The organism is Pseudomonas sp. PME37.24/006, assembly GCF_055556635.1.
On the sequence record NZ_JBVHNL010000003.1, the window covers coordinates 490,166 to 512,629 of the forward strand.

Genomic DNA, 22,464 nt, shown 5'->3' on the forward strand with positions numbered 1-22,464 from the left:
CTTCCAACGAAATTTGAAGAGGTGTACTGAAAATGACTGAATACAACCGCAGCATCGTGAAGGCCCCGGCCGCTCCGGCCGCCCGCACACTTATCCGCGGCGCCACTGTGCTGAGCATGGACGGCGATATCGGCAATCTGGCGTGCGGCGATATCCTTATCGAAGGCAGCACCATCACGGCCATCGGAGAAAACATCGAAGCCGGCGACGCTGTGGTGATCGAGGCATCCGGCATGATTGCCATGCCCGGCATGGTCGATACCCATCGTCACTCCTGGGAAGGGCAACTGCGTCGAGTCAATCCGAATGCCGAAACCTTGGAAGACTACTGCAACGCCACGCACTTCTCGTTCGCCAAATACTACCGCCCGGCTGACATGTATATCGGCAATCTGCTGACCGCATTGGGCTGCATCGATGCGGGCATCACCACAGTGGTGGATAACTCGCATAACAGCCGTACCGGCGCTCACTCCGACGCCGCGGTCGAGGCGCTGCTTGATGCTGGTATCCGCTCTGTACACGCCTCCGGTGCGCCAGTTTCTGGTGAATGGGACAAAGCCCATTGGCCCGGCAACTTGGAGCGCCTGCAGGAAAAATACGTCAAGAACGGCGACAACCCACTGCTCTCGCTGGCGGTGATGGCGCAGCTGGAACCTGAGCTATGGGCTGAAGCCCGGCGACTGGGCCTGCCGATCATTACCGAGTTTTTTGGCGGCGCGATGGCGGCCGAGCTCGAAGGGCTGCATCGGCAAGCAATGCTGGGCCCGGACAATATCTTCAACCACTGCACCGCGCTACCCGACGCGGGATGGAAAATCCTTCGCGAGGCTGGCGTGCGGGTCAACGTATGCCCGCGTTCAGATGCCCACTACGGCATTGAAGATGGAATGTTCGCCATGCAGTCGGCCCAGCGTCACGGCATCAGCCCGGGGTTGAGTGTCGATAACGAAACCTCCTACAGCGGTGACATGTTCATGGAGATGCGGGTGGCGTTCTACCTGCAGCGCGTCATGGGCATGCACCAGCAGCGCTGCTGCGGTGCAGAACATCATCCGGTGACCCTGCCCGCTCATGGCCTGCTCAAAGCCGCCACTGTTGACGGTGCCACCTGTGCCGGATTGCAGGACAAAGTCGGCAGCCTGGCCCCCGGCAAACAGGCCGACCTGATCCTTATAAACGCGCAGGACATCAACCTTTACCCGTCAGGTAACGCATTCGGCACCGTTGTACACGCGGCCGAACGCAGCAATGTCGACACGGTCATCATTGGCGGTCGCATCGTCAAGCGCGGCGGCAAGGTGCTGGGCGTGGACAGCGAGCAACTGCGGGCCGCAATCGACGAGTCCCGTGAGCATCTGTTTGCTGCTGCAGGCTATCAGCAGGATATTTTTGCCGAGACATTCCTGCCCCTGAGTCAGCCAAGTAAGGAGGCGTGAGATGAACGCAGCCTACTACCTCCTGGCCGTCTGCGCGGGGCTTGGCATCACCCTGCAGACAACGCTGAATGGCCAACTCGCTAAAGGTGTGGGTGGAGATTCCGTAGCGGCGGCGCTGTTCTCATTTACTGCCGGTGCGGTATGCCTGGGCGTCTTTTCATTGATGCGCGGCGGGATAGTGGCCTCACTGGCGGCTATACCTGCCCAGCCCTGGTGGAGCCTGCTGGGCGGTCTGCTGGGTGCCGGTGCCTTGCTTAGTTATGTGGTGCTTGCGCCAAAAATCGGTCTGTCAGCCCTGCTGGGCCTCGCTATTGCCGGGCAGATCATTTCGTCACTTGTGATCGATCACTTCGGATTGATGGGGGCACTGGAAAGGCCGGTGTCTCCCGTCAAGCTGATCGGCACGCTGGTGATGCTCGCCGGCCTGGCCATCGCCTTGTTCAGTGACAGGTGGTCAGCGCTTTTCTCCGGCTAGTATGGAAATTGCAATCCCAAAGATCCGCTTCTGGCAGAAAGCAGCCTGTCGCGGGTGTCCGCTACCGGCCAGAAGCGCTCGTTACAGCCAATAAATAAATCCGCCCCCTCTTCTGAACGTAACTATCTAGCCTCGCCCACATCGAATAGATGGGCACCATGCTAGCTTCAACTTACGCAAGCAGTTGCCGAATGGCTCCCGGTGACTGCCCGGTAATTCGCTTGAATGCCCGACTGAACGCAGCTTGAGAGGTATAGCCAAGACGATGAGCTACGGTATCGATCGACAGCTTTTCTTGGCTGAGCCACTCGCTGGCAAGGCGCATTCGCAATTCCGTTGCATAGCGCAGCGGCGGCACGCCTATCGTGGCCTGAAATCTTTGGGCAAATACAGAACGCGAGACATAGGATTGTGCAGCCAACTCAGCAACAGTCCACTCTTTACCGGGCTGACGATGCAGGGCCAATATCGCACGTGCGAGACGTGGGTCGCGCAACGCTGCTACAAGACCGGAGGCGTTCTCACAACCGCACTCAATCCACCCACGAACGATCATTGCGGCAGCTACTTCTGCCAATCGAGCAAGAATCCCAGCAAAGCCGATACGCCCAGAGCAGACCTCACGTTTCATAGCGTCCAGAATGGGCAGGAGGCCAGCGTAACGTTGCCCTTCGGTGTCAGCCACCATGACGCTAGGCATCAGCTTTCCAAGGCCATGCATGCCGCCCAGGTCGAACTCCATGCAACCGTAAAAAAGTACTGCGCTTGGCGTTGGGTGAGTACTGGGGCATGTATCGACCCCGCTAACAGCCTCCCCTAAAGGCACGGCCTCGAAGCTGTCGATCTGTTTAGATGACATCTGCGTGTCCGAAAGCAACTGATGCTTTGTACCTTGAGGCATAAAGACTGCGCTGCCCGCCGAGAGCACGTTTACAGCACCGTCACCGGCAAGCAGGTAGGCCGTACCAACCGCGAGATAATAAAAGTGCGCGTGTTTCGGCCTGTCATCGAAGCCCAGGCCAAACGACGGGCCGGTTTGAATGCGGCGATACTGGACACCGCGCAGACGCATGCCCGTCAACAGCTCGCTGATGAGATCGGACGACAAGGCAAATTGTTCGACTTCAGCCATATTCGGTGTTTCGATCAAAAAAACTGGACTCGGCATCATAGTTCATCCTAGCTCCCGCCCCTAGACTTTCGGCTGTAATCGTTATCTAGGATCTATTCAGATGAGCAATGATGTGATTGATACTGCACCAGGCGATGCGGTCAATGTGGAGTCACCAGGGTCGGCCTGGATGGCCGTATTTTCTTTAGCGATGGGAGTATTCGGGTTACTGACTGCAGAATATCTACCCGCCAGTCTATTGACCCCGATGGCTAAAGACCTTGGCGTTTCGGAGGCTCTTGCCGGCCAGGCGGTGACCGTAACGGCAGTGGTGGCGCTGTTCGCTGGCCTGCTGGTTCCTGGCCTGACTCGCAAGCTTGATCGGCGTCTGGTGCTGCTGGGCTTCACCGTACTGATGATAGTCTCCAACCTACTGGTGGCGCTTTCTTCAAGCCTCACTGTACTCCTAGCGATGCGAGTCCTATTAGGCATCGCATTGGGTGGGTTCTGGAGCATGGCTGCAGCCATTGCCATGCGCCTGGTTCCGGCGAATCTCGTCCCACGTGCGCTGTCCATCATTTTCAGCGGTATTGCCGTCGGTACCGTAGTCTCGGTACCGCTAGGAAGCTACATGGCCGGGCTATATGGATGGCGTAGTGCTTTTGTAGCGGCAGCAGCTGTTGGCGCTCTGACTCTGCTCTTCCAGCTATTCACGCTCCCCGTCATGGCGCCACGCAAAAGCGTACGAACAGCATCGGTGATGGAGTTGCTCCGCCGCTATGGCATAGCAATGGGAATGCTGGGATGCATACTGGCGCATACGGGGCAGTTCGCACTGTTCACCTACATCCGCCCTGGCCTCGAAAGCATTGCTGCAATTGACGTAGATGGGTTGTCTTTGGTGCTGCTCGGGTTCGGTGTAGCCAACTTCGTAGGTACCCTGCTGGCCGGCTGGCTAATGCAGCGCAGCTTGCGTACCACTCTGATATTGATGCCTGCACTGGTGGGCGTAGCAGCGCTTGCCATGATCTGGCTCCCCGTCCAGACAGCAGGCCTGGTGCTGCTGGTGGCGCTGTGGGGATTGGCATTCGGTGGCGTCCCGGTAGCGTGGTCTAACTGGGTCGCACGCGCTGTTCCGGATCAAGCGGAAACAGCGGGCGGCATGGTGGTCGCCTCCGTGCAATTCTCGATCGCAGCGGGCGCGGCGTTGGGTGGACTTGTCTTTGGATTGGGCGGCGTGACCGGTGTATTTATTACCGGAGGCGGTGTAATGCTGCTCGCCGCTCTTTTCATCGGGTTTAAAGTTCGGGTCGAGATGCCACGGCACGATGAGGCTGCAGGTCGCGCAGTACACGTTAGGCAATAGGCCACTCTATCCGCGACTCCTGACTGAAGCGTCCGGTAGTAATCAGGGATAGGCCACGATTAATTTCAAGCCGTGGTCTGTCCCCGATTCACACTGCCCCTCACACCACCGCAGCCGCCACAGTTCGAGATCGCCAAGCAAACCCCAACACCATCAACAACCCCAACCCCGCCATCGCCGCCCCCGCCAGTGAAATCGCCGGGTATCCCAGCCCTGCGTTGATCACCGCGCCGCCCAGCGCCGCGCCAATCGCGTTGCCGAAGTTGAAGGCGCCGATATTTACCGCCGAGGCCAGGTTGGGTGCGCCCTTCGCGGCCTCCATCACGCGCATCTGCAGCGGCGGCACGATGGCGAAGCTGGCAATGCCCCAGACCAGGATAGCCACGGCGGTCGGCAGCGGCCAGCGCATCAGGACGGTGAACGCCAGCAGTACAACAATCAGCACGCTCAACGAAACGATCAGAGTGCGATCAATGGAGCGGTCGGCGGCCTTGCCGCCCCACATGTTGCCCAGCGTGAGGCCCACGCCGTACAGCACCAGCATGGCGGTGATGAAGGCGGTGGACGCGTGGGTCTCGCTGCTGAGGATCGGTGCGATATAGGTGAAGACGGTGAACATCGCACTCGAGCCGACCACGGTCAGCGCTAATGCCCCCAGCACCGGGCCACGGCCCAGCGCGCGAACTTCGGCCATTACACCGACGCTTTTCGGCGCAGGCAGGTTGGGCAAGGCGAACCACAGCGCGGCCATGGCCACCACGCCGAGGCCGGTAATGCCCCAGAATGCGGTGCGCCAACCGAGCACTTCGCCAAACCAGGCAGCCAGCGGCACACCGCCGATGGTCGCCAGGGTCAGGCCCATGAACATCGCCGCAACCGCCCCGGCACGTTTTTCCGGGGCGACCACGCTGGCGGCGACGATGGAGCCAACGCCAAAGAACGCACCGTGGTTCAGTGAGGTGACCACCCGGGCGACCATCAGGCTGTAGTAATCGGTCGCCAGGGCGGACATCAGGTTGCCCAGGGTGAAGATCGCCATGAGCCCGATCAGCAGATAACGCCGGGGAATCCTGCCGGTGGTCAGTGTCATCAGCGGCGCGCCGAGCAGTACGCCCAACGCGTATGCACTGACCAGCAGGCCTGCCGCGGGAATGGAAACACCGAGATCCGTGGCGATGCTCGGCAACATGCCCATGGGGGCGAACTCGGTAACGCCGATGCCGAAGGCACCAATGGCGAGTGCTACTAGGGGTGGATTGATGTGCATGAGCGGCTCCTTATCTATGCTGCGAATGCTACGATCAAGCCTTTTCAGGCGGTAGATAGCATTTCTGGAAAGCACTTTTGCTTTAGGAGCACAAATGGACTTCAACGGCCGCTCAGGTGAAATGAGCGTGTTCGCCACGGTGGCGCAGGAAGGCAGCCTGTCGGCCGCCGCGCGTGCATTGGGGCTGACACCCTCGGCGGTCAGCCGGATCATCGCGCGTACCGAACAGCGTCTTGGCACTCGTCTGCTGTTGCGCACCACCCGGGCGATCACCTTCACCGCCGAGGGCGAGGCTTACCTGCGTGGCGCCCGGCGTATTCTGGCGGACATGGCCGAGGTCGAAGAAGCCATCGCCGACCAGGGCGTACCCAGGGGCCGTTTACGGGTCAGCGCCGCCCTTGGCCACGGGCGGCTGGCCATCGTGCCCCTGGTGGCAGCCTTCAGCGCGCGCTACCCGAACATCACCGTCGACCTGACCCTGGGTGACGAAGTGGTCGACATTCTCGGCGGCCAGGCCGACGTAGCAGTGCGCTTTGGCAATCTGCCCGACAGCCCGCTGACCGCGCGCAAGATCGGCGACACCGGCCAGGTGGTGGTGGCCTCGCCGGATTATCTGAAGCGCCATGGCCTCCCCCAGGAACCGGAAGACCTGCTGGGGCACAACTGCCTGCGCTTCAACTTCCGCCGTGCCGAACCCAACTGGCCGTTCGTGCGCGATGGAAACGAGTTCTTCATGAAGGTCAGCGGCAATATCGAATGCAGCAGCGGTGAAGCGCTGGCACAACTCGCCCGGGTAGGTGCTGGCATCGCCCGCATCGGCGAGTTCAGCGTGAGCGAAGATCTGCAGCGAGGCGACCTGATACAGCTGCTGGAAGCCTGGAACCCCGGCGACCGGGAGCCGATTCACGCGGTGTTCGTAGGCGGCTCGGCCATGCCGGTGCGGGTGCGGGTATTCGTGGACTTCCTGATCGAGCATCACCGGATGTAGGCGCAGAGCCGATCGTTCCTCACGCTCCGCGTGGGAATGCCTTCCAGGACGCTCCGCGTCCGCTGTTGGGTGACTTCATGGGCCCATACGGGCGCGGAGCGCCCTGGACTGTGCTACCACGCTGGAGCGTGGGAGCGATCCTGACGTAGGGTGGATCGGCTGCACCACCTTTGTGGGAGCGCGCCATGCGCGCGAAATCACGGGCATGGCGCGTTCCCACAGACCGTACGATGGGGCACGTTCTAATGATCCAGCACTGCAACCACCCAATGGTGGACGGATAAAGCGTCGTCCACCCTACGTGCTTCGTCCGCAGCGGCAGTTGGCTACATGAGGCCCTTTAATCCGATAAACAGCAGCGCAATGACAACCAGCACCACCAGCAAAAAGACGAAACCAACGAAACTCGGCAGGAAATGCAGGTAGCTGTTGGTATCGCGATAACGCCCGAACGTCATCACCTTCAACACCCAAAGCCCGAGCGCTCTGAACACGATCTCAAATAGGACACCGATAATGTTGAAGACCACTTCCATGATGTGTCCATCTCCTCTGCGTACTGGGTAACCCAACCGCCTTGATTCCAGCGTTAGTGATTCAGGAAAAACAGCACCAGCAGATACAGACCGAATCCCAGAACCGGCAGCAAATGCCACAGGTTGGATAGCCATGGCGCCGAGTTCAGGTAGCCGACTATCAGCAGGCCGGCGGTGAATATCGAGATAGCCGGTAATAGCAGCATCAGGCTCGACAGCAGACGATCCTGAAACGGCGTCAGCTCAATGTTGTTAGCGAGCGCAGCGCCGGAAAACACCACGATCAGGCCTTGCAGGCCAGCAAAAAACAACTGGGCGATCACGCCCATGATCAATGCCGTGAGAGACATGCTTTTGCTTCCTTTCATTCACCCGGTTGCAGGTTGGCCAGCAGCTTGCCGGTGAGTGCATGCAGCTGCTGTTTTTCCTCGTCACTAAGGGCGGCCAGAACGCGCTGCAGGTTATCGACGTGGGCACTGAGCATGCTGTCGATCAGTTCAAAGCCTGCCGCCGTCAGCGCCACCAGAATGCCGCGACGGTCGCTCGGGTGACGGCGGCGTTCGATCAGCCCGGCCTTTTCCAGGCGGTCGATGCGGCTGGTCATGCCGCCTGAGGAGATCATCGCGCTCTCGTACAGCGCGGTAGGCATCAGTGCGTAGGGCTCGCCTGAACGGCGCAGGGTGGCGAGCAGGTCGAACTCGCCGGCCTGCAAGCCGTGAGCGGCGAAGAACGGCAGCAGGTGATCACGGCTGACCACCTGACTCAACTCACCCAGGCGACCGATCACCGCCATGGAGAACCCGTCCAGATCCGGGCGTTGCTGTTGCCACTGCTCGGCGGCCAATTGTGCACGATCCTGCATGTCGCCCTCGATTTATCTTGCCATCAAGATACTTTTCAAAAAGAATGTTGCCATCTTAGCGTATTCATCCGATGGAACCAGCCATGTCCCCCTCCAATTCACGACCACTTCTCGCGCTGCTGCTGTTGCTCGCCATCGGCGCGCTGATGGGGCTGACCAGCAATCTGGTCAAGCTGGCCAGTGCAGCAGGCTGGGCGCCGGTAGCCTATCTGTTGTGGAGCTTGCTGGGTGGTGGTCTGCTGTTGCTGGTGTTCACCCGTCTGCGTGACGAGGCGCCGGGCCTGAGCCCTCCCCTGCAACGCTACTACCTGGGCTCGGGCCTGCTCAGCATCGCCCTGCCCAATGGCTTGCTGTTCAGCTCGATTCCCCACGTCGGTGCCAGCTTCGCCTCCATGTGCCTGGCGTTTCCGCCGCTGATCACCTACCTGCTGGCACTGGCGCTGCGCATGGAGCCACTGAGCCGCGTGCGCCTGCTGGGAATCTGCATTGGCCTGGGCGGCAGCCTGCTGCTGGCGCTGGACAAGCTGCACAGTGGCGACAGCCCGCTGCTGTGGATCATCGCCGCGCTGGCCGTGCCGGTGTTTCTGGGCCTGGGCAATATCTACCGTTCGCGCTATTGGCCGGCAGGTGCCAGCCCACTGTCGCTGGCGCCCGGCATGTTGCTCGGCGGCGCCCTGCTCCTGCTGCCTCTGGCACTGTTCGACGTCAGGCTCGCCCCCACCCTGGACAGCGGCCTGGCGATCACCCTGCTGTTGGTACAGATGGCATTGTTCGCCATCGTCTACGCCCTGTATTTCGTGCTGCAGAAACTCGCTGGCGCGGTGTACCTCAGCCAGATCGGCTCGGTGGCGGCGATGCTGGGCGCGACCATGGCGGTAACGCTGCTGGATGAACGCGGCGGCCTGAACATGCTGCTGGCGGCGCTGTGCATCGTCGGTGGTGTATTGCTGGTGGCCTGGCGTGGTGCCCAGGAGAACAAACGATGAAACGCCAGTCATTGCTGTTGATCGCCATCGTCCTGCTCGGCCTCAACCTGCGCCCGGTGCTGGCGGCGGTGGGCCCGCTGCTCGACCGCATCCAGCTCGACACCGGCCTGGGTCATGTCGGCGCCAGTCTGCTGACCAGCCTGCCCATCGTGATCATGGGCCTGGGCGCACTGGCTGCCGGTTTACTGCGCCGGCGCCTGGGTGAGAAGAACGGCATCCTCGTCGGCGTTGTGCTGATCGCCCTGGCCTGTGCGATCCGAGGAGTGCAGCCGCACGCGACACCGCTGATCGTCAGCGCACTGTTGGCCGGCGCTGGCATCGCTTTCGTACAGGCGCTCTTGCCTGGCTTGATCAAGGCACGCTTCAGCAACGACAGCGGCCGCCTGATCGGCTTTTACAGCTGCGCCATCATGGGCGGTGCCGCGTTTGGCGCGGCCCTCACGCCGTGGTTCGCGCAGTGGGTCGGCTGGGGCTGGGCTCTGGCGCTGTGGGCTTTTCCGGCGGTCGGTGCGGCTCTGCTCTGGAACAAAGCCGCACCCACTGACAGTGCGCCGCCGAGTGGCGCGGTAGAACATCTGGACGCCTGGCGTTCGCCCAGAGCCTGGTTGCTGATGGCGTTCTTCGGCGTCGGCACAGCCGGCTACACCCTGGTGCTGGCCTGGCTGCCGCCCTACTACACCGCACTGGGCTGGAGCGCCCAGTCCAGCGGCCTGCTATTGGCAGCACTGACGCTTTGTGAGGTGACCGCCGGGCTGCTGGCATCGAGCCTGCTGGCGCGCTTTGCGGATCGCCGCATTCTGCTTGCCGTCGTGCTGCTGTCGTTGCTGGCCGGCCTGTTGTGCTTGCTATTGGCACCGCGGCAGTTGGTGGTGCCGATCTGCATCCTGGTGGGGATCGGTATCGGTGCGCTGTTTCCGCTGTCGCTGGTGGTGGCTCAGGATCATCTCGACGACCCACGCCAGACCGGCGACTTGCTGGCCTTCGTGCAGGGCGGTGGTTACCTGATCGCCGCCTGCGCCCCGCTGCTGGCTGGCCTGCTGCGCCAGTACACCGACGACTTGCGCCTGAGCTGGCTGGCCATGGCCGTCGCCACCCTGGCGCTGATGGTCATGGCAGCGCGCTTCAAGCCGGGTAGCGGGCACTTTCAGACGCGAACCGGCTAAGGCATTCAGGCTCGGCGGTCACGTAGATAGGCGATCACCGATGCTTCGTCGCCGGCGAACTCGATGCGCTCGGCCTTGCTGTCGCGCTGATAGGCGTACATGGGGTCGTAGTATTCGCGCAGCAGGCCTTCGATCCAGCCGCGGTGCAGGTCGACCTTGCCGCTGCGCTGTTGCTCGTCCAGAGCGGCCTGCATGATCGCCAGCAGGCGCTGGTGCCGTTCGCCACCCAGGCGCTTATAGATATTGTCGAGGCTCTGTAGCAGTCGCTCGGCGAACAGCTCGAAGCCGTTTTCCGACCCATACGTGGCGATGAACTCGGCGCACAGGTTGACCACGTAATCACGCAGGATGCGCTCGACACGGCTGTCGAAACTGTCCTCCAGCCAGACTAGCGGATAACCCTGCATGCCCTGGTATAGCGCTAACGGCACATTGCAGCTACCGACGATACGGCCTTCATCCTCAACCACGAACTGCTCGATACCCGCCGCGCGCTTTCTGAGGATGTCGACGGCCAGGGCGTTCTCGAAGTCGATCTGCGCAGGCTGGCCGGTGGCACGCTTGCCGAAGCTGGAGCCGCGGTGATTGGCATGGCCTTCGAGATCAAGCGCGTTAGGCAGTTGCGCGAGCACGTCGGTCTTGCCGGTGCCGGTCATGCCGCCAAGCACGACGAACTGGCACTGCTCCACCGCCTGCTCGAGGGTTTCCAGCAGAAAGGTGCGCATGGCCTTGTAGCCACCGACCACACGCGGATAGTCGATGCCGGCTTCCTTGAGCCATTGCTGAACGATCTGCGAGCGCAAACCGCCGCGAAAGCAATACAGATAACCCTGCGGATTGGCCCTCGCGAACGCTGCCCAGGCCTCGACACGCTCAGCCTTGGTCTGGCCGCCGACCAGTTGGTGGCCCAGCTTGATGGCGGCATCCTGGCCGTGCTGCTTGTAGCAGGTGCCGACCTTCTGCCGCTCAAGGTCAGTCATCAATGGCAGGTTGAGCACACCGGGAAAGGCACCTTTGCCGAATTCCACCGGAGCACGGGTATCCATCATCGGTACGTCGGTGAGAAAAAGGTCGCGGTAGTTGCGGGCGTCATCACGCATCAGAACACCTCTACCGCGTGGCGCTGTCGCTCAACCAACACGCCGATAGGCGCCAGCTCCAGCCCCAGCTCGGCGGCAACCGCAAGGAACTCGGCCTCGCCCTGCTCGCTGACGGCGATCAACAGACCGCCGCTGGTCTGCGGATCACAGAGCAGGTCGCGCTGCTCGTCACTGAGCGCCTCAATGCGCTCCCCATAGCTGTCGAAGTTACGCAGCGTGCCGCCCGGCACACAGCCCTCGGCGAGGTAGTGCTCGACGCCAGGCAGGCGCGGCACGGCAGCATAGTCCAGGCGCGCGCTGAGCCCCGACCCGTCCGCCATCTCCACCAGGTGGCCGAGCAGGCCGAAACCGGTCACGTCGGTCATCGCGTTGACGCCCTCGAGCTTGCCGAAGCGGCTGCCCGGCTTGTTCAGGGTACACATCCAGTCACGGGCCAGGCCGACGTCTTCGGCGCGCAGCTTGGCCTTTTTCTCGGCCGTGGTGAGGATGCCGATGCCCAATGGTTTGGTCAGATAAAGAGTGTCGCCGACCTGGGCAGTATCGTTGCGCTTCATGTGTCGCTTGTTCACCACGCCGGTCACCGCCAGGCCGAAGATCGGCTCCGGGGCATCGATGGAATGCCCACCGGCCAGCGGGATGCCGGCGGCATCGCAGACGGCGCGGCCGCCGCGGATCACTTCGCGGGCGACTTCAGGCGGCAGCAGATTGACCGGCCAGCCAAGAATGGCGATGGCCATCAGCGGATCGCCACCCATGGCGTAGATATCACTGATGGCGTTGGTAGCGGCGATGCGGCCGAAGTCGAACGGGTCATCGACGATGGGCATGAAGAAGTCGGTGGTCGACACCACGCCGCGCTCGTCGTCGAGGGCGTACACCGCAGCATCGTCACGCGAGGCATTGCCCACCCAGAGGTTGGGGTCAAGGTTCTGTGCGCCGCTGCCGGCGAGAATCACGTCCAGCACCTTGGGGGAAATCTTGCAGCCACAACCGGCACCGTGGCTGTACTGGGTCAGGCGGATTGGCTCACTCATGGCAACGCTCTCGGTAACGGGAAACAGGTCGCGGATTATAGGGGCTGCGGCTCTTTCATTCACGGCCGCGACAGCTCGGCCCTACAGGTTTCGCTAAAACGTCAACAAACCCTGGCAAAGCTGGTCTTTCTCACGACGCCTCCTATAATCGCCGCGCTCTCTAACGAATCATTCGAAGCGCCTGTCTGGGCGTTTCTATCCGCTTTTTCCGCTATTGAACCGGAGAACTCCCATGCTCAAGCGCACCCTGGCGCTCGCCGCCGGCCTCGCCCTGTCCGTTTCCGCCCTGACCAGCTTTGCAGCCGAAACCCTGCGCGTGTCAGCCATTCCCGACGAGGCGCCGACCGAGCTGCTACGCAAGTTCAAGCCGCTGGGTGCCTACCTGGAACAGCAACTGGGCATGAAGGTGGAGTTCGTCCCAGTGGCAGACTACCCCGCCGTGGTCGAGGCGCTGGCTACTGATCGCCTCGATCTGGCATGGCTGGGCGGTTTCACCTTCGTTCAGGTACACCTGAAAACCGGCAACGCCATTCCATTGGTGCAGCGCGAGCAGGATGCCGAGTTCACCAGCAAATTCATCAGCGCCGATCCGAGCGTGAAATCCCTGAGCGACCTCAAGGGCAAGACCTTCGCTTTTGGCTCAGTGTCGTCCACCTCGGGCAGCCTGATGCCGCGCTATTTCATGCTGCAGGACGGCATCAAGCCGGAAGCCTTCTTCAGCCGTGTAGCCTACTCGGGTGCCCATGACGCCACCGCTGCCTGGGTACAGGCCGGCAAAGTCGACGCTGGCGTACTCAACGCCAGCGTCTGGGACAAACTGGTCACCACCGGCAAGGTCGATACCGACAAGGTCAAGGTGTTCGCCACCACGCCGGCTTATTTCGACTACAACTGGACGGTACGCGGCACCCTCGACCCGGCGCTGGCCGAGAAGATCAAGCAGGCCTTCCTGGCACTCGATCCGGCCAACCCGGAGCACAAGGCAATCCTCGACCTGCAGGCGGCGAGCCGCTTCATCGACACCAAACCCGAGAACTACAAAGGCATCGAAGAAGCTGCACGCGCGGCCGACCTGCTGAAATGAGCCTACGGCTGTCCGGCATCGGCCTCAGGCACGGTAACGGCGTTCAGGCGCTCGAGGATCTGCACCTGAACATCGAGCGCGGCGAGCGGGTAGCGATCATCGGCCCGTCGGGTGCCGGCAAGTCGAGCCTGCTCAATCTGCTGGCTACCGCGCTGGCACCGACTACGGGCGAATTGCAGGTGCTTGGTGAGCATCCCTGGCAGCTATCCAGCGGCCAGCGCCAACGTCTGCGGGCACGTATCGGGCTGATTCATCAGGCGCCACCGCTGCCCTCGCGGCAACGAGTGGTAACCGCGGTGCTGGCCGGTAAGCTCGGCCAGTGGGGCCTGGGCAAGAGCCTGCTGAACTTGCTGCATCCACTGGACATTCCCGGTGCGCGTGCTGAGCTGACCAAGCTGGATCTGGCCGACAAGCTGTTCGCGCGCTGCGGCGAATTGTCTGGCGGCCAGTTGCAACGGGTCGGCATTGCCAGAGCGCTGTATCAGGCGCCAGAGCTGCTGCTTGCCGACGAGCCGGTGTCGGCTATGGATCCACGCCTGGCAGATCACACCCTGTCACTCCTGTGCAGTCACGCACGGGCTAATCAAGTGACATTGGTCGCCAGCCTGCACTCCGTGGAACTGGCCCTGGCGCATTTTCCACGAGTGATTGGCATCCGCGATGGGCAGGTGGTCTTTGATCTGAGTGCCGCTGAGGTCGACAGGCAGCGGCTGGATGCCCTGTATGCCAACGAGCAGCTCGACCCGCCCGCGCACCCGCACAGCGAGGCTCCCGCCAGCACCTGGGCGCCACGATGCTGAGAGGCGACCGACGCGATCCCGCTGCGGTTCCACGCCTGCTCCTGAGCCTGCTGGCCATTGCCCTACTATGGCCGGGCATTCGGCTGGCCGAGTTGGATCTGGCGGTATTGCTGCAGGCCGACAGCACCCAGTCGATGGGCAGTTTTCTCAAGGACTTCTGGCCACCGGCTCACGATGCCGACTTTCTTGTCCTGCTCGCTCAAGCCACCCTGCAGACCCTGGCCATCGCCACTGCCGGCATGGCCCTGGCCTTGCTGTTGGCGGTGCCAGCAAGCCTGCTGGCCAGTCGCGCGCTGTCGCTGTCGGCAGCCGCTAGCGGCGGGCGACCCAGCCTGCTCGGCCAGTGCTTGCGCTGGCCGGTGCGCGGCTTGCTGATCATTCTGCGCAGCGTGCCGGAAATCGTCTGGGCATTGCTGTTCGTACGCGCCGTCGGCCTCGGCCCTACCGCAGGCGTGCTGGCCATAGCCATCACCTATGCGGGGATGCTCGGCAAGGTCTATGCGGAAATCTTCGAATCGGTGGATCGACGCCCGATGCATGCCCTGCTGCAATCGGGTAGCGGACGCCTGGCGGCCTTCGCCTACGGGGTGTTACCCAATGCGGCCGGCGAACTGACCTCTTATACGGTGTACCGCTGGGAGTGCGCAGTGCGTGCCTCGGTGGTGATGGGTTTCGTCGGCGCGGGAGGCCTTGGTCAGCAGATCGATCTGTCCATGCGCATGTTCGCCGGTGCAGAAGTAGCCAGCATGCTGCTGACCTTCCTGGTGCTGGTGTTGTTGGCCGACCAGCTCAGTCGCCTGCTGCGCGGCAGGTTCGTATGAAGCGCTTGGGCAACGGCTTGCTGGCGCTGGCCATCGTCGCAGCAGTCGGCGGATCTTTTGTGTACCTGGGTCTGGATCTAGTCGGCCTGTTCAGCGGCGACAGCCTGGGGCAGATGGGCAGCTACGCGCTGCGCTTCATGAGCCCGGATCTGAGTATCGAGCACCTGCAGACCACGGTGCAGGGTGCCAAGGAAACCCTGGCCATGTCGGCACTGGGCACCCTGCTCGCCGCCGTACTGGGACTGTTCCTCGCCCTGCCCGCGGCCGGTCGTCTGGGCTGGCCGCTGCAGAGCGTTACGCGCCTGCTACTCAATGCGTTGCGCGCCATTCCCGAGCTCGTCTGGGCGTTGCTGATGGTGCTGGCCGCCGGCCTGGGGCCCAACGCCGGCACGCTGGCATTGGCGCTACACACCGCTGGTGTACTTGGTCGGCTGTTCGCTGAGGCGCTGGAAAACACCCCACCGGAACCGGCAGCCGCTATCCGCCTGCAGGGCGCAGGCGCCTGGATGGCGTTTTGTTATGGCACCCTGCCCAACCTATGGCCACAACTGCTGGCGTACACCCTGTACCGTTGGGAGAACAACATCCGTATGGCCGCGGTCATGGGTTTCGTCGGCGCAGGCGGGCTAGGCCAGATGCTGTACGTCAGCCTGAGCCTTTTTCAGGAAGCCCAGGCCAGCACCGTGATCCTTGCCATGTTGTTGCTGGTACTCGCCGTAGATGCCTTCAGTGGCTGGACGCGACAACGCTGGGTGCGCAACTAATCCCTGAGCGAAATGCGGTCATCAGCGTCCGATGCCACACAGCGACTTTCACTCTTGAGGCTTTCCATGTCGTCACCCCGCATTGGCTTCGCCTGCCAATACCGTCACCCTGATCGCAGCCTGCCGGCTGGCGAGCTGAAAATCATCGAAGCGGCGTTCAACCCGCGCACCACGACCTTGCGCTGGATGGACAGCGTCGCCCAGTCGGTCGCACACGCCAAGCTGGTCGAGATTGTCGAGCACAACCTGCAGGCTCAACTGCGCCTGCTCGCCTACGTCGCCACCTTGCCAGAGCCGCTGCAGATGCTGCGCCTGAGCAGCGATCTGCTGCCGTTCTACAGCCACCCGAAGGTCAGTGCCTTCTATCAGCAGCCCGTCATCCAGCAGCGGCTGATCGAAGGCTTCGCGGCGATTGGTGCGGCTGCACGTGAGGCGAATATTCGCCTGTCTATGCACCCCGGCCAGTACTGCGTGCTCGGTTCGGACAGGCCGGATGTGGTCGAGAACAGCATCGCCGAGTTCGAGTACCACGCCGACATGATCCGCATGATGGGCTACGGCCGGCAGTTTCAGGATTTCAAATGCAACCTGCACATCGCCGGCAAGCTGGGTGGTGAAGGTACTCGCGCAGTCTGGGCGCGCCTGTCCCAGGAAGCGCGCAACTGCATCACTTTCGAGAACGACGAGAAGACCTATGGCGTCGACGCTTGCCTGGCTCTCGCCGACCTGGCGCCGGTGGTGCTGGACGTGCACCACTGCTGGATCCATGAGGACGACTACATCGCTCCTCACGCTGACCGCGTGGCGCGCATCATCGACAGCTGGCGCGGCGTACGGCCGACCATGCACCTTTCCCAGCCGCAGGAGCGTTTACAGGAGTTGGGGCTGAGCGCCGAGCAGAAACTGGAAATGCCCGAGGTGCTGAAGGTCGTGCCCAAACGTGAGCTCTACGGCCACAGTGCGCGCATGTGGAATGGGTGGACGAACGAGTACGTTCTGCAATTTCTCGACCGCTTCGACATCATGTTCGAGTCCAAGGACAAGAACGTGGCGACTCTGGAGTTCTACGAGCAGTACCTGAAAGCCGACTAGCCGGGGCTGCTTTACGTAGCCTGGGTCGAGCGCAGCGACACCCGGGTTATTTTCCTGGGTATCGCTTCGCTCAACGCCAGGCTACGGGAGTTGAAACGCCACAATCTCCACAACGCAAAAGGCCCTGCAGTGCAGGGCCTTTTGCTACGGCGCGAAGGGTTACTTCTTGCCGAGTTTCTTCAACTCTTCATCGCGCAGCTCGCGGCGCAGGATCTTACCGACGTTGGTGGTCGGCAGGCTCTCGCGGAACTCGACCTGCTTGGGTCGTTTGTAGCCGGTGAGGTTGTCGTGCATGTGCTGCAGGACTTGCTCCTTGGTCAGCGTCATGCCCGGTTTGACCACCACGAACACCTTGATCGACTCACCGGAACGCTCGTCCGGCACGCCAATGGCGGCGCACTGCAGCACGCCCGGCAGTGCCACCAGCACTTCTTCCAGCTCGTTCGGATAGACGTTAAAGCCGGACACCAGAATCATGTCCTTCTTGCGGTCGACAATACGGATGTAGCCATCTGGCTGAATGATGCCGATGTCGCCGGTCTTGAACCAGCCGTTGGCATCGATCACTTCGTCGGTAGCTTCCTGGCGCTGCCAGTAGCCCTTCATCACCTGCGGGCCCTTGATGCACAGCTCGCCGGTTTCACCCAGGGCAAGGTCGTTGCCCTGGTCGTCGATCACCTTGAACAGGGTGGACGGTGCCGGAATGCCAATGGTGCCCAACTGGATGTTGGTAATCGGGTTGACCGAAGCCACCGGGCTGGTTTCGGTCAGGCCGTAGCCCTCGCAGATGGCGCAGCCGGTTACTTGCTTCCAACGCTCGGCCGCCGCCTGCTGCAGCGCCATACCACCGGACAGAGTGACCTTGAGTTTGGAGAAATCGAGCTTCTGGAAACCCTCGTTGTTGCTCAGCGCGACGAACAAGGTATTGAGGCCGACGAAGCCGCTGAACTTGAACTTGGACAGGTCCTTGATCATGGTCGGCAGATCACGCGGGTTGGTGATCAGCAGGTTGTGGTTGCCGCAGTGCATCATCGCCATGCAGTGAAAGGTGAAGGCGTAGATGTGGTACAGCGGCAACGGCGCGACCAGAATCTCGCTGCCTTCGTTGAGGTTCGAGCCCATCAACTCGCGGCATTGCAGCATGTTGGCAATCAGGTTGCGGTGGGTCAGCATCGCGCCTTTGGCCACGCCGGTGGTGCCGCCGGTGTATTGCAGCACGGCGATCTCTTCGGCGCCGGGGCTGGCTTCACTGACGGCCTTGCCACGGCCCTGGCTCAGGGCATCGGTGAGTTTGATGGCGGCTGGCAGGTTGTAGGCCGGCACCATCTTCTTCACGTACTTGACCACGGCGTTGACCAGCAGGCGCTTGAGCGGCGATAGCATGTCGCCGACCTCGGTGACGATCACCGTCTTCACGCCGGTCTTGGGGACCACCTGCTCGGCCAGATGGGCCATGTTGGCCAGGCAGACCAGCGCCTTGGCGCCGGAATCCTTGAACTGGTGTTCCATTTCACGGGCGGTGTACAGCGGGTTGGTGTTGACCACCACCAGCCCGGCACGCAGCGCGCCGAACACCACGATCGGGTATTGCAGAACGTTGGGCAGTTGCACGGCAATACGGTCGCCGGGCTGCAGATCCGTGTGCTGCTGCAGGTAGGCAGCGAAATGACCGGAGAGCTCGAACATCTCACCGTAGGTGAGGGTCTTGCCCAGGTTGGTGAATGCGGGCTTGTCGGCAAAACGCTGGCAGGACTGCTTCAGCACCGCCTGAACGTTGGGGTACTGGTCGGGATCGATCTCGGCCGCGATCCCCTCGGGATACTTGTCCGTCCAGAAGTTTTCGGTCATGGACACCCACTCCTAAGCAACTGCTTGTCTTCACCGCGTATGCGGTTGTTTGTTGTATGTATGCCTGCCTGTTCGCCCCTGTGAGGCGCAAAGCGGGCCGAGAGTAGCAGAGTTGCCAGATACCGACCAGAGCCCGAAAAGGCCGACGAGTATTGAAAGTGACCAAATAAACACATATGGTCACAAAGAATTTTTCCACTCGGGATTGATTGGCAGAAATCACCGAACGGCAGGCAACGCCCATGATAGACGCCTGCAGCTTTTCCTGCCGGACGAGATTGGCAATAGCAGAGGTAGGTGAAACGCCGAAAGCGATCGCTGCGGCTATGCCAGCCCTCGCTCACATCGCCTGGGTCGAGCGAAGCGACACCCGGGAAGGACGCCCGGCTATCGCTTCGCCATGGGGTTAGGTCATAACGCCGTCATGGATTGTCGCGCAGCTCGCGTCGCAAGATCTTGCCCACCGGGGTCATGGGCAGCGAATCCCGAAAGACGATGTGCCGCGGCACCTTGTAGCCCGTGAAGTTGTCCTTGCAGTACGCCTTCAACTCCTCCGCAGTGAGGCTGGCGTCACGCTTGACCACGAACAGCTTGACCGCCTCACCGGATTTTTCGTCGGGCACGCCAATGGCCGCGCAGCTGGCCACCTTGCTGTGGGCCATCACCACGTCCTCGATCTCGTTGGGATACACGTTGAAGCCGGAGACGATGATCATGTCCTTCTTGCGGTCGACGATGCGTACAAAGCCGTCCTCGTCGATCACCGCGATATCACCGGACTTGAACCAGCCCTCGTCGTCCAGCACCTCGGCGGTGGCGTCCGGGCGGTTCCAGTAGCCCTTCATCACTTGCGGGCCCTTGATGCACAGCTCGCCCCGCTCGCCCAGCGGCAACTCGTTGCCATCGTCATCGATGACCTTGAAGGCAGTGCCCGGCACCGGAATGCCCACCGTGCCCAGCCGCGCATGCTCGCCATAGGGGTTGGCGCTGGCGATCGGCGAGGTTTCGGTGAGGCCGTAGCCTTCGACCACCGTGCAGCCGGTCAGGCTCTGCCAACGCTCGGCGGTCGCCTTGACCAGCGCGGTACCGCCCGAATTGGTGACCTTGAGGTGGCTGAAGTCGAGCTTCTTGAAATCAGGGTGATCCATCAGCGCGACGAACAGGGTGTTGAGCCCCAGCAACGCGGAGAAGTCCCATTTGCCCAGTTCCTTGATGAAACCTGGGATGTCCCGTGGGTTGGTGATCAGTACGTTGTGATTGCCGTTGACCATCATGCACATGCAATTAACCGTGAAGGCATAGATGTGATAGAGCGGCAGCGGCGCGATCATCACCTCCTGGCCGCGCTTCATCAGCTCGGCGCCATCGGCACCATGCTGGGACATGCAGGCATCGGCCTGCAGCATGTTGGCAATCAGGTTGGCGTGGGTGAGCATGGTGCCCTTGGCCACCCCGGTGGTGCCGCCGGTGTATTGCAGCACGGCGATATCGTCGTGGGTGGCGCTGACCGGGCGAGCCGAGAGGCTGGCACCATCGCGAAGCACCTGTTTGAACGACAGCGCCTGTGGCAGATGGTAGTCGGGCACCATCTTCTTGACCTTCTTGACCACCGTATTGATGAGCCAGCCCTTGAGCGTGGGTAGCATGTCGCCCATGCGCGCTTCGATCAGGTACTCGATTTCGCTGTCGGGCAGCACCTCCTGCACCAGCTTGCCGAACATGTTCAGGTACACCAGCGCACGCACGCCGGCATCCTTGAACTGATGGCGCATTTCACGGGCGGTATACAGCGGGTTGGTGTTGACCACGATCAGCCCGGCCCTCAGCGCACCGAACACCGCGACGGGGTACTGCAGCACGTTGGGCATCTGCACGGCGATGCGGTCGCCGGGCTTGAGATCGGTGTGCTGCTGCAGGTAGGCGGCAAATGCACTGGACAGTTCGTCCAGCTCGCCATAGGTCAAGGTTCTACCCAGGTTGCTGAAGGCGGGGCGATCCGCAAAGGTCTTGCAGGAGCGCTCGAACACCTCGACCACCGACTGGTAGGCCGACATGTCGATATCGTTGGCCACGCCAGCGGCGCGTTTATCGTTCCAGAAATCGGGTTGCATTGTTGTTATCCCTTTTTTTCCGAATTTGCGTGAAGTCCCCCTGAACTTAGCAGCCGGCCACCGCGTCGCAAAGCCACAATCAATACCGTGAATTTCAGCACCTGCACGGTCTACAATGCACGCCATTCGCAGGCTCAAGGGAATTGCCATGCAGCACCGCAGCTTTTGGCTCGACAGCAGTGATGGCGTACCCCTGTACGTCAATCACTGGCGTGCCGAGCGCGAGCCCAAAGCAGTGCTGATGATTGCCCACGGCATGGCCGAGCACAGCGGCCGCTATTCGCGCCTGGGTGATGCACTGGTGGCAGCGGGTTTCGAACTCTACGCCGTTGATCAACGTGGGCATGGGCGCACCGCGCAGCATGGCATCCTGGGCCACTACGCCGATCAGGATGGCTGGGCAAGAGTGGTCGGTGACCTCTCCACGCTCAATCACCATATCCGTCAGCAGCGCCCGCAAACGCCAATCTTTCTGTTCGGCCACAGCATGGGCAGCTACATCGCAATGGCTTATCTGATGCACCAGAGCAGCGGCGTACAGGGCGCGATTCTCAGTGGCTCCAACTATCAGCCCCGGCGGATTTACCGGGCTGCCGCGCTGATCGCCCGCTTCGAACGCTGGCGACAAGGAGCGACCGGGCGCAGCGCCTTGATCGACCGGCTGTCGTTCGGCACCTTCAACAAAGCGTTCAAGCCTACTCGTACGCCCTTCGACTGGCTAAGCCGCGACGCGGCAGAGGTCGACCGCTACATCGCCGACCCGCTGTGTGGGTTTCGCTGCACCAACCAGCTATGGCTAGACCTGCTCAGAGGCCTGCAGAAGATCACCCGAACGGTCGAGCTGAAACAAATCGACCCGCAACTGCCGCTGCTGATTATCGGCGGCGACCAGGATCCGGTAAGCCAGGGCCGGCGCCTGCAGGATCTGGCCGATGCCCTGAGCCACTCGGGGCATACCCGTACAACCCTCAAACGTTATCCCCAGGCCCGCCACGAGCTGCTCAACGAGCTGAATCGTGACGAGGTCACCCGCGACCTGATCGACTGGCTGGAGCAGGCGCTCGCGCAGCCCCAGCAGCGACCATTACATCCTCAGGAACCCACTCAATGACCCAGAGCAGCAACACCCCTTACGAAGAACTCGAAGTCGGCCAGACCGCTACCTACAGCAAGACCGTTGAAGAGCGCGATATCCTGCTGTTCGCCGCCGTCTCGGGGGATCACAACCCCGTGCACCTGGACGCCGAATACGCAGCCACCACCATGTTCAAGGAGCGTATCGCTCACGGCATGTTCAGTGGCGCGCTGATCAGTGCTGCAGTCGCTTGCACCCTGCCCGGCCCTGGCACCATCTACGTCAGCCAGCAGATGACCTTCCAGAAGGCAGTCAAACTCGGCGACACCCTCACCGTGCGCCTGGAAATTCTCGAAAAGCGCCCCAAATTTCGCGTGCTGATCGCCACCCGCGTGTTCAACCAGAACGACGAACTGGTAGTGGACGGTGAAGCGGAAATCATCGCGCCACGCAAAGCACTGACCGTCGAGCTGGCCACCCTGCCGCCGATCACCATCGGCTGATGCATTCTCGAGCGCAGAGCTTCCGGCCTGCGCCCACTT

At 61.8% G+C, this 22,464-nt stretch carries 22 protein-coding genes; 13 read left to right on the plus strand and 9 right to left on the minus strand.

Annotation, left to right across the window (positions count from 1 at the left end):
- Window positions 1-32: 32 nt before the first annotated feature.
- Both ACZ3GY_RS13320 and ACZ3GY_RS13325 read left to right on the plus strand, forming a co-directional pair.
- Window positions 33-1,439: an amidohydrolase family protein gene (locus ACZ3GY_RS13320; RefSeq protein ID WP_463565599.1), complete on the plus strand. Its 1,407-nt coding sequence runs from the start codon at window positions 33-35 to the stop codon at window positions 1,437-1,439.
- Between the two features lies 1 nt (window position 1,440).
- Entirely contained in the window at window positions 1,441-1,914 is a 474-nt protein-coding gene (locus tag ACZ3GY_RS13325) for a DMT family transporter (RefSeq protein WP_463565600.1), read from the plus strand.
- A gap of 172 nt (window positions 1,915-2,086) precedes the next feature.
- Here the strand turns inward: ACZ3GY_RS13325 and ACZ3GY_RS13330 are convergent, their stop codons facing one another.
- Window positions 2,087-3,046, minus strand: coding sequence for a cupin domain-containing protein (locus ACZ3GY_RS13330; RefSeq protein ID WP_465910428.1), 960 nt, complete (start codon window positions 3,044-3,046; stop codon window positions 2,087-2,089).
- Between the two features lie 100 nt (window positions 3,047-3,146).
- On the opposite strand from ACZ3GY_RS13330, the gene ACZ3GY_RS13335 reads away from it, so the two are divergent.
- Complete coding sequence (locus ACZ3GY_RS13335; protein WP_465910430.1) at window positions 3,147-4,391, plus strand: MFS transporter; 1,245 nt, start codon at window positions 3,147-3,149, stop codon at window positions 4,389-4,391.
- Window positions 4,392-4,491: 100 nt separating this feature from the next.
- Here ACZ3GY_RS13335 and ACZ3GY_RS13340 read toward each other — a convergent pair whose 3' ends face one another.
- A complete protein-coding gene (locus ACZ3GY_RS13340) occupies window positions 4,492-5,658 on the minus strand; it encodes an MFS transporter (RefSeq protein ID WP_465910431.1) in 1,167 nt (388 codons plus the stop codon).
- 94 nt (window positions 5,659-5,752) lie between these two features.
- Here ACZ3GY_RS13340 and ACZ3GY_RS13345 point away from each other — a divergent pair, with 94 nt between their 5' ends.
- Window positions 5,753-6,646 carry a LysR family transcriptional regulator gene (locus tag ACZ3GY_RS13345; RefSeq protein ID WP_463565604.1) on the plus strand — a complete coding sequence of 298 codons (894 nt, stop codon included), beginning with the start codon at window positions 5,753-5,755 and terminating at the stop codon, window positions 6,644-6,646.
- Window positions 6,647-6,972: 326 nt separating this feature from the next.
- On the opposite strand, the gene ACZ3GY_RS13350 is transcribed toward ACZ3GY_RS13345, so the two are convergent.
- Genes ACZ3GY_RS13350 through ACZ3GY_RS13360 form a run of 3 tightly spaced genes read right to left on the minus strand, consistent with a single transcriptional unit; the run spans window position 6,973 to window position 8,044 of the window.
- Window positions 6,973-7,182, minus strand: coding sequence for a hypothetical protein (locus ACZ3GY_RS13350; protein ID WP_465910432.1), 210 nt, complete (start codon window positions 7,180-7,182; stop codon window positions 6,973-6,975).
- Window positions 7,183-7,235: 53 nt separating this feature from the next.
- Complete coding sequence (locus tag ACZ3GY_RS13355) at window positions 7,236-7,532, minus strand: hypothetical protein (RefSeq protein WP_465910434.1); 297 nt, start codon at window positions 7,530-7,532, stop codon at window positions 7,236-7,238.
- 14 nt (window positions 7,533-7,546) lie between these two features.
- A complete protein-coding gene (locus ACZ3GY_RS13360) occupies window positions 7,547-8,044 on the minus strand; it encodes a MarR family winged helix-turn-helix transcriptional regulator (RefSeq protein WP_465910436.1) in 498 nt (165 codons plus the stop codon).
- Window positions 8,045-8,127: 83 nt separating this feature from the next.
- Here ACZ3GY_RS13360 and ACZ3GY_RS13365 point away from each other — a divergent pair, with 83 nt between their 5' ends.
- Window positions 8,128-9,030, plus strand: coding sequence for a DMT family transporter (locus ACZ3GY_RS13365; RefSeq protein WP_465910437.1), 903 nt, complete (start codon window positions 8,128-8,130; stop codon window positions 9,028-9,030).
- Window positions 9,027-10,193, plus strand: a complete 1,167-nt coding sequence (locus ACZ3GY_RS13370; protein ID WP_465910438.1) for a cyanate transporter — start codon at window positions 9,027-9,029, stop codon at window positions 10,191-10,193. Before ACZ3GY_RS13365 ends, ACZ3GY_RS13370 begins: the two co-directional genes overlap by 4 nt.
- Before the next feature lie 5 nt (window positions 10,194-10,198).
- Here ACZ3GY_RS13370 and mnmH read toward each other — a convergent pair whose 3' ends face one another.
- Both mnmH and selD read right to left on the minus strand, forming a co-directional pair.
- Window positions 10,199-11,293, minus strand: coding sequence for a tRNA 2-selenouridine(34) synthase MnmH (mnmH, locus tag ACZ3GY_RS13375; RefSeq protein ID WP_465910439.1), 1,095 nt, complete (start codon window positions 11,291-11,293; stop codon window positions 10,199-10,201).
- A complete protein-coding gene (gene selD, locus ACZ3GY_RS13380; RefSeq protein ID WP_465910440.1) occupies window positions 11,293-12,327 on the minus strand; it encodes a selenide, water dikinase SelD in 1,035 nt (344 codons plus the stop codon). The genes mnmH and selD overlap by 1 nt, the downstream gene beginning before the upstream one ends.
- A gap of 232 nt (window positions 12,328-12,559) precedes the next feature.
- On the opposite strand from selD, the gene ACZ3GY_RS13385 reads away from it, so the two are divergent.
- From ACZ3GY_RS13385 to uvsE, 5 genes are all read left to right on the plus strand, one after another.
- Window positions 12,560-13,411 (plus strand): putative selenate ABC transporter substrate-binding protein, encoded by an 852-nt coding sequence (locus ACZ3GY_RS13385; RefSeq protein WP_463565611.1) that lies wholly within the window; start codon window positions 12,560-12,562, stop codon window positions 13,409-13,411.
- Window positions 13,408-14,211 (plus strand): phosphonate ABC transporter ATP-binding protein, encoded by an 804-nt coding sequence (locus ACZ3GY_RS13390; protein WP_465910441.1) that lies wholly within the window; start codon window positions 13,408-13,410, stop codon window positions 14,209-14,211. The genes ACZ3GY_RS13385 and ACZ3GY_RS13390 overlap by 4 nt, the downstream gene beginning before the upstream one ends.
- A complete protein-coding gene (locus ACZ3GY_RS13395; RefSeq protein WP_465910443.1) occupies window positions 14,205-15,032 on the plus strand; it encodes a PhnE/PtxC family ABC transporter permease in 828 nt (275 codons plus the stop codon). The genes ACZ3GY_RS13390 and ACZ3GY_RS13395 overlap by 7 nt, the downstream gene beginning before the upstream one ends.
- Window positions 15,029-15,796: a phosphonate ABC transporter, permease protein PhnE gene (gene phnE, locus ACZ3GY_RS13400; protein ID WP_465910446.1), complete on the plus strand. Its 768-nt coding sequence runs from the start codon at window positions 15,029-15,031 to the stop codon at window positions 15,794-15,796. The genes ACZ3GY_RS13395 and phnE overlap by 4 nt, the downstream gene beginning before the upstream one ends.
- A 66-nt stretch (window positions 15,797-15,862) precedes the next feature.
- Window positions 15,863-16,888, plus strand: coding sequence for a UV DNA damage repair endonuclease UvsE (gene uvsE / locus ACZ3GY_RS13405; RefSeq protein WP_465910447.1), 1,026 nt, complete (start codon window positions 15,863-15,865; stop codon window positions 16,886-16,888).
- A 159-nt stretch (window positions 16,889-17,047) separates the two neighbouring features.
- Here uvsE and fadD1 read toward each other — a convergent pair whose 3' ends face one another.
- Window positions 17,048-18,736 (minus strand): long-chain-fatty-acid--CoA ligase FadD1, encoded by a 1,689-nt coding sequence (gene fadD1 / locus ACZ3GY_RS13410; RefSeq protein WP_225833886.1) that lies wholly within the window; start codon window positions 18,734-18,736, stop codon window positions 17,048-17,050.
- 422 nt (window positions 18,737-19,158) lie between these two features.
- The gene (gene fadD2 / locus ACZ3GY_RS13415) at window positions 19,159-20,847 is read right to left on the minus strand and encodes a long-chain-fatty-acid--CoA ligase FadD2 (RefSeq protein ID WP_465910448.1); all 1,689 of its coding nucleotides are present in this window, start codon (window positions 20,845-20,847) and stop codon (window positions 19,159-19,161) included.
- 148 nt (window positions 20,848-20,995) lie between these two features.
- Between fadD2 and ACZ3GY_RS13420 the strand changes: the two genes are divergently transcribed.
- Window positions 20,996-21,958, plus strand: coding sequence for an alpha/beta hydrolase (locus ACZ3GY_RS13420; protein WP_465910450.1), 963 nt, complete (start codon window positions 20,996-20,998; stop codon window positions 21,956-21,958).
- Entirely contained in the window at window positions 21,955-22,425 is a 471-nt protein-coding gene (locus tag ACZ3GY_RS13425; protein ID WP_465910452.1) for a MaoC family dehydratase, read from the plus strand. Before ACZ3GY_RS13420 ends, ACZ3GY_RS13425 begins: the two co-directional genes overlap by 4 nt.
- The last annotated feature ends 39 nt before the right edge of the window (window positions 22,426-22,464 follow it).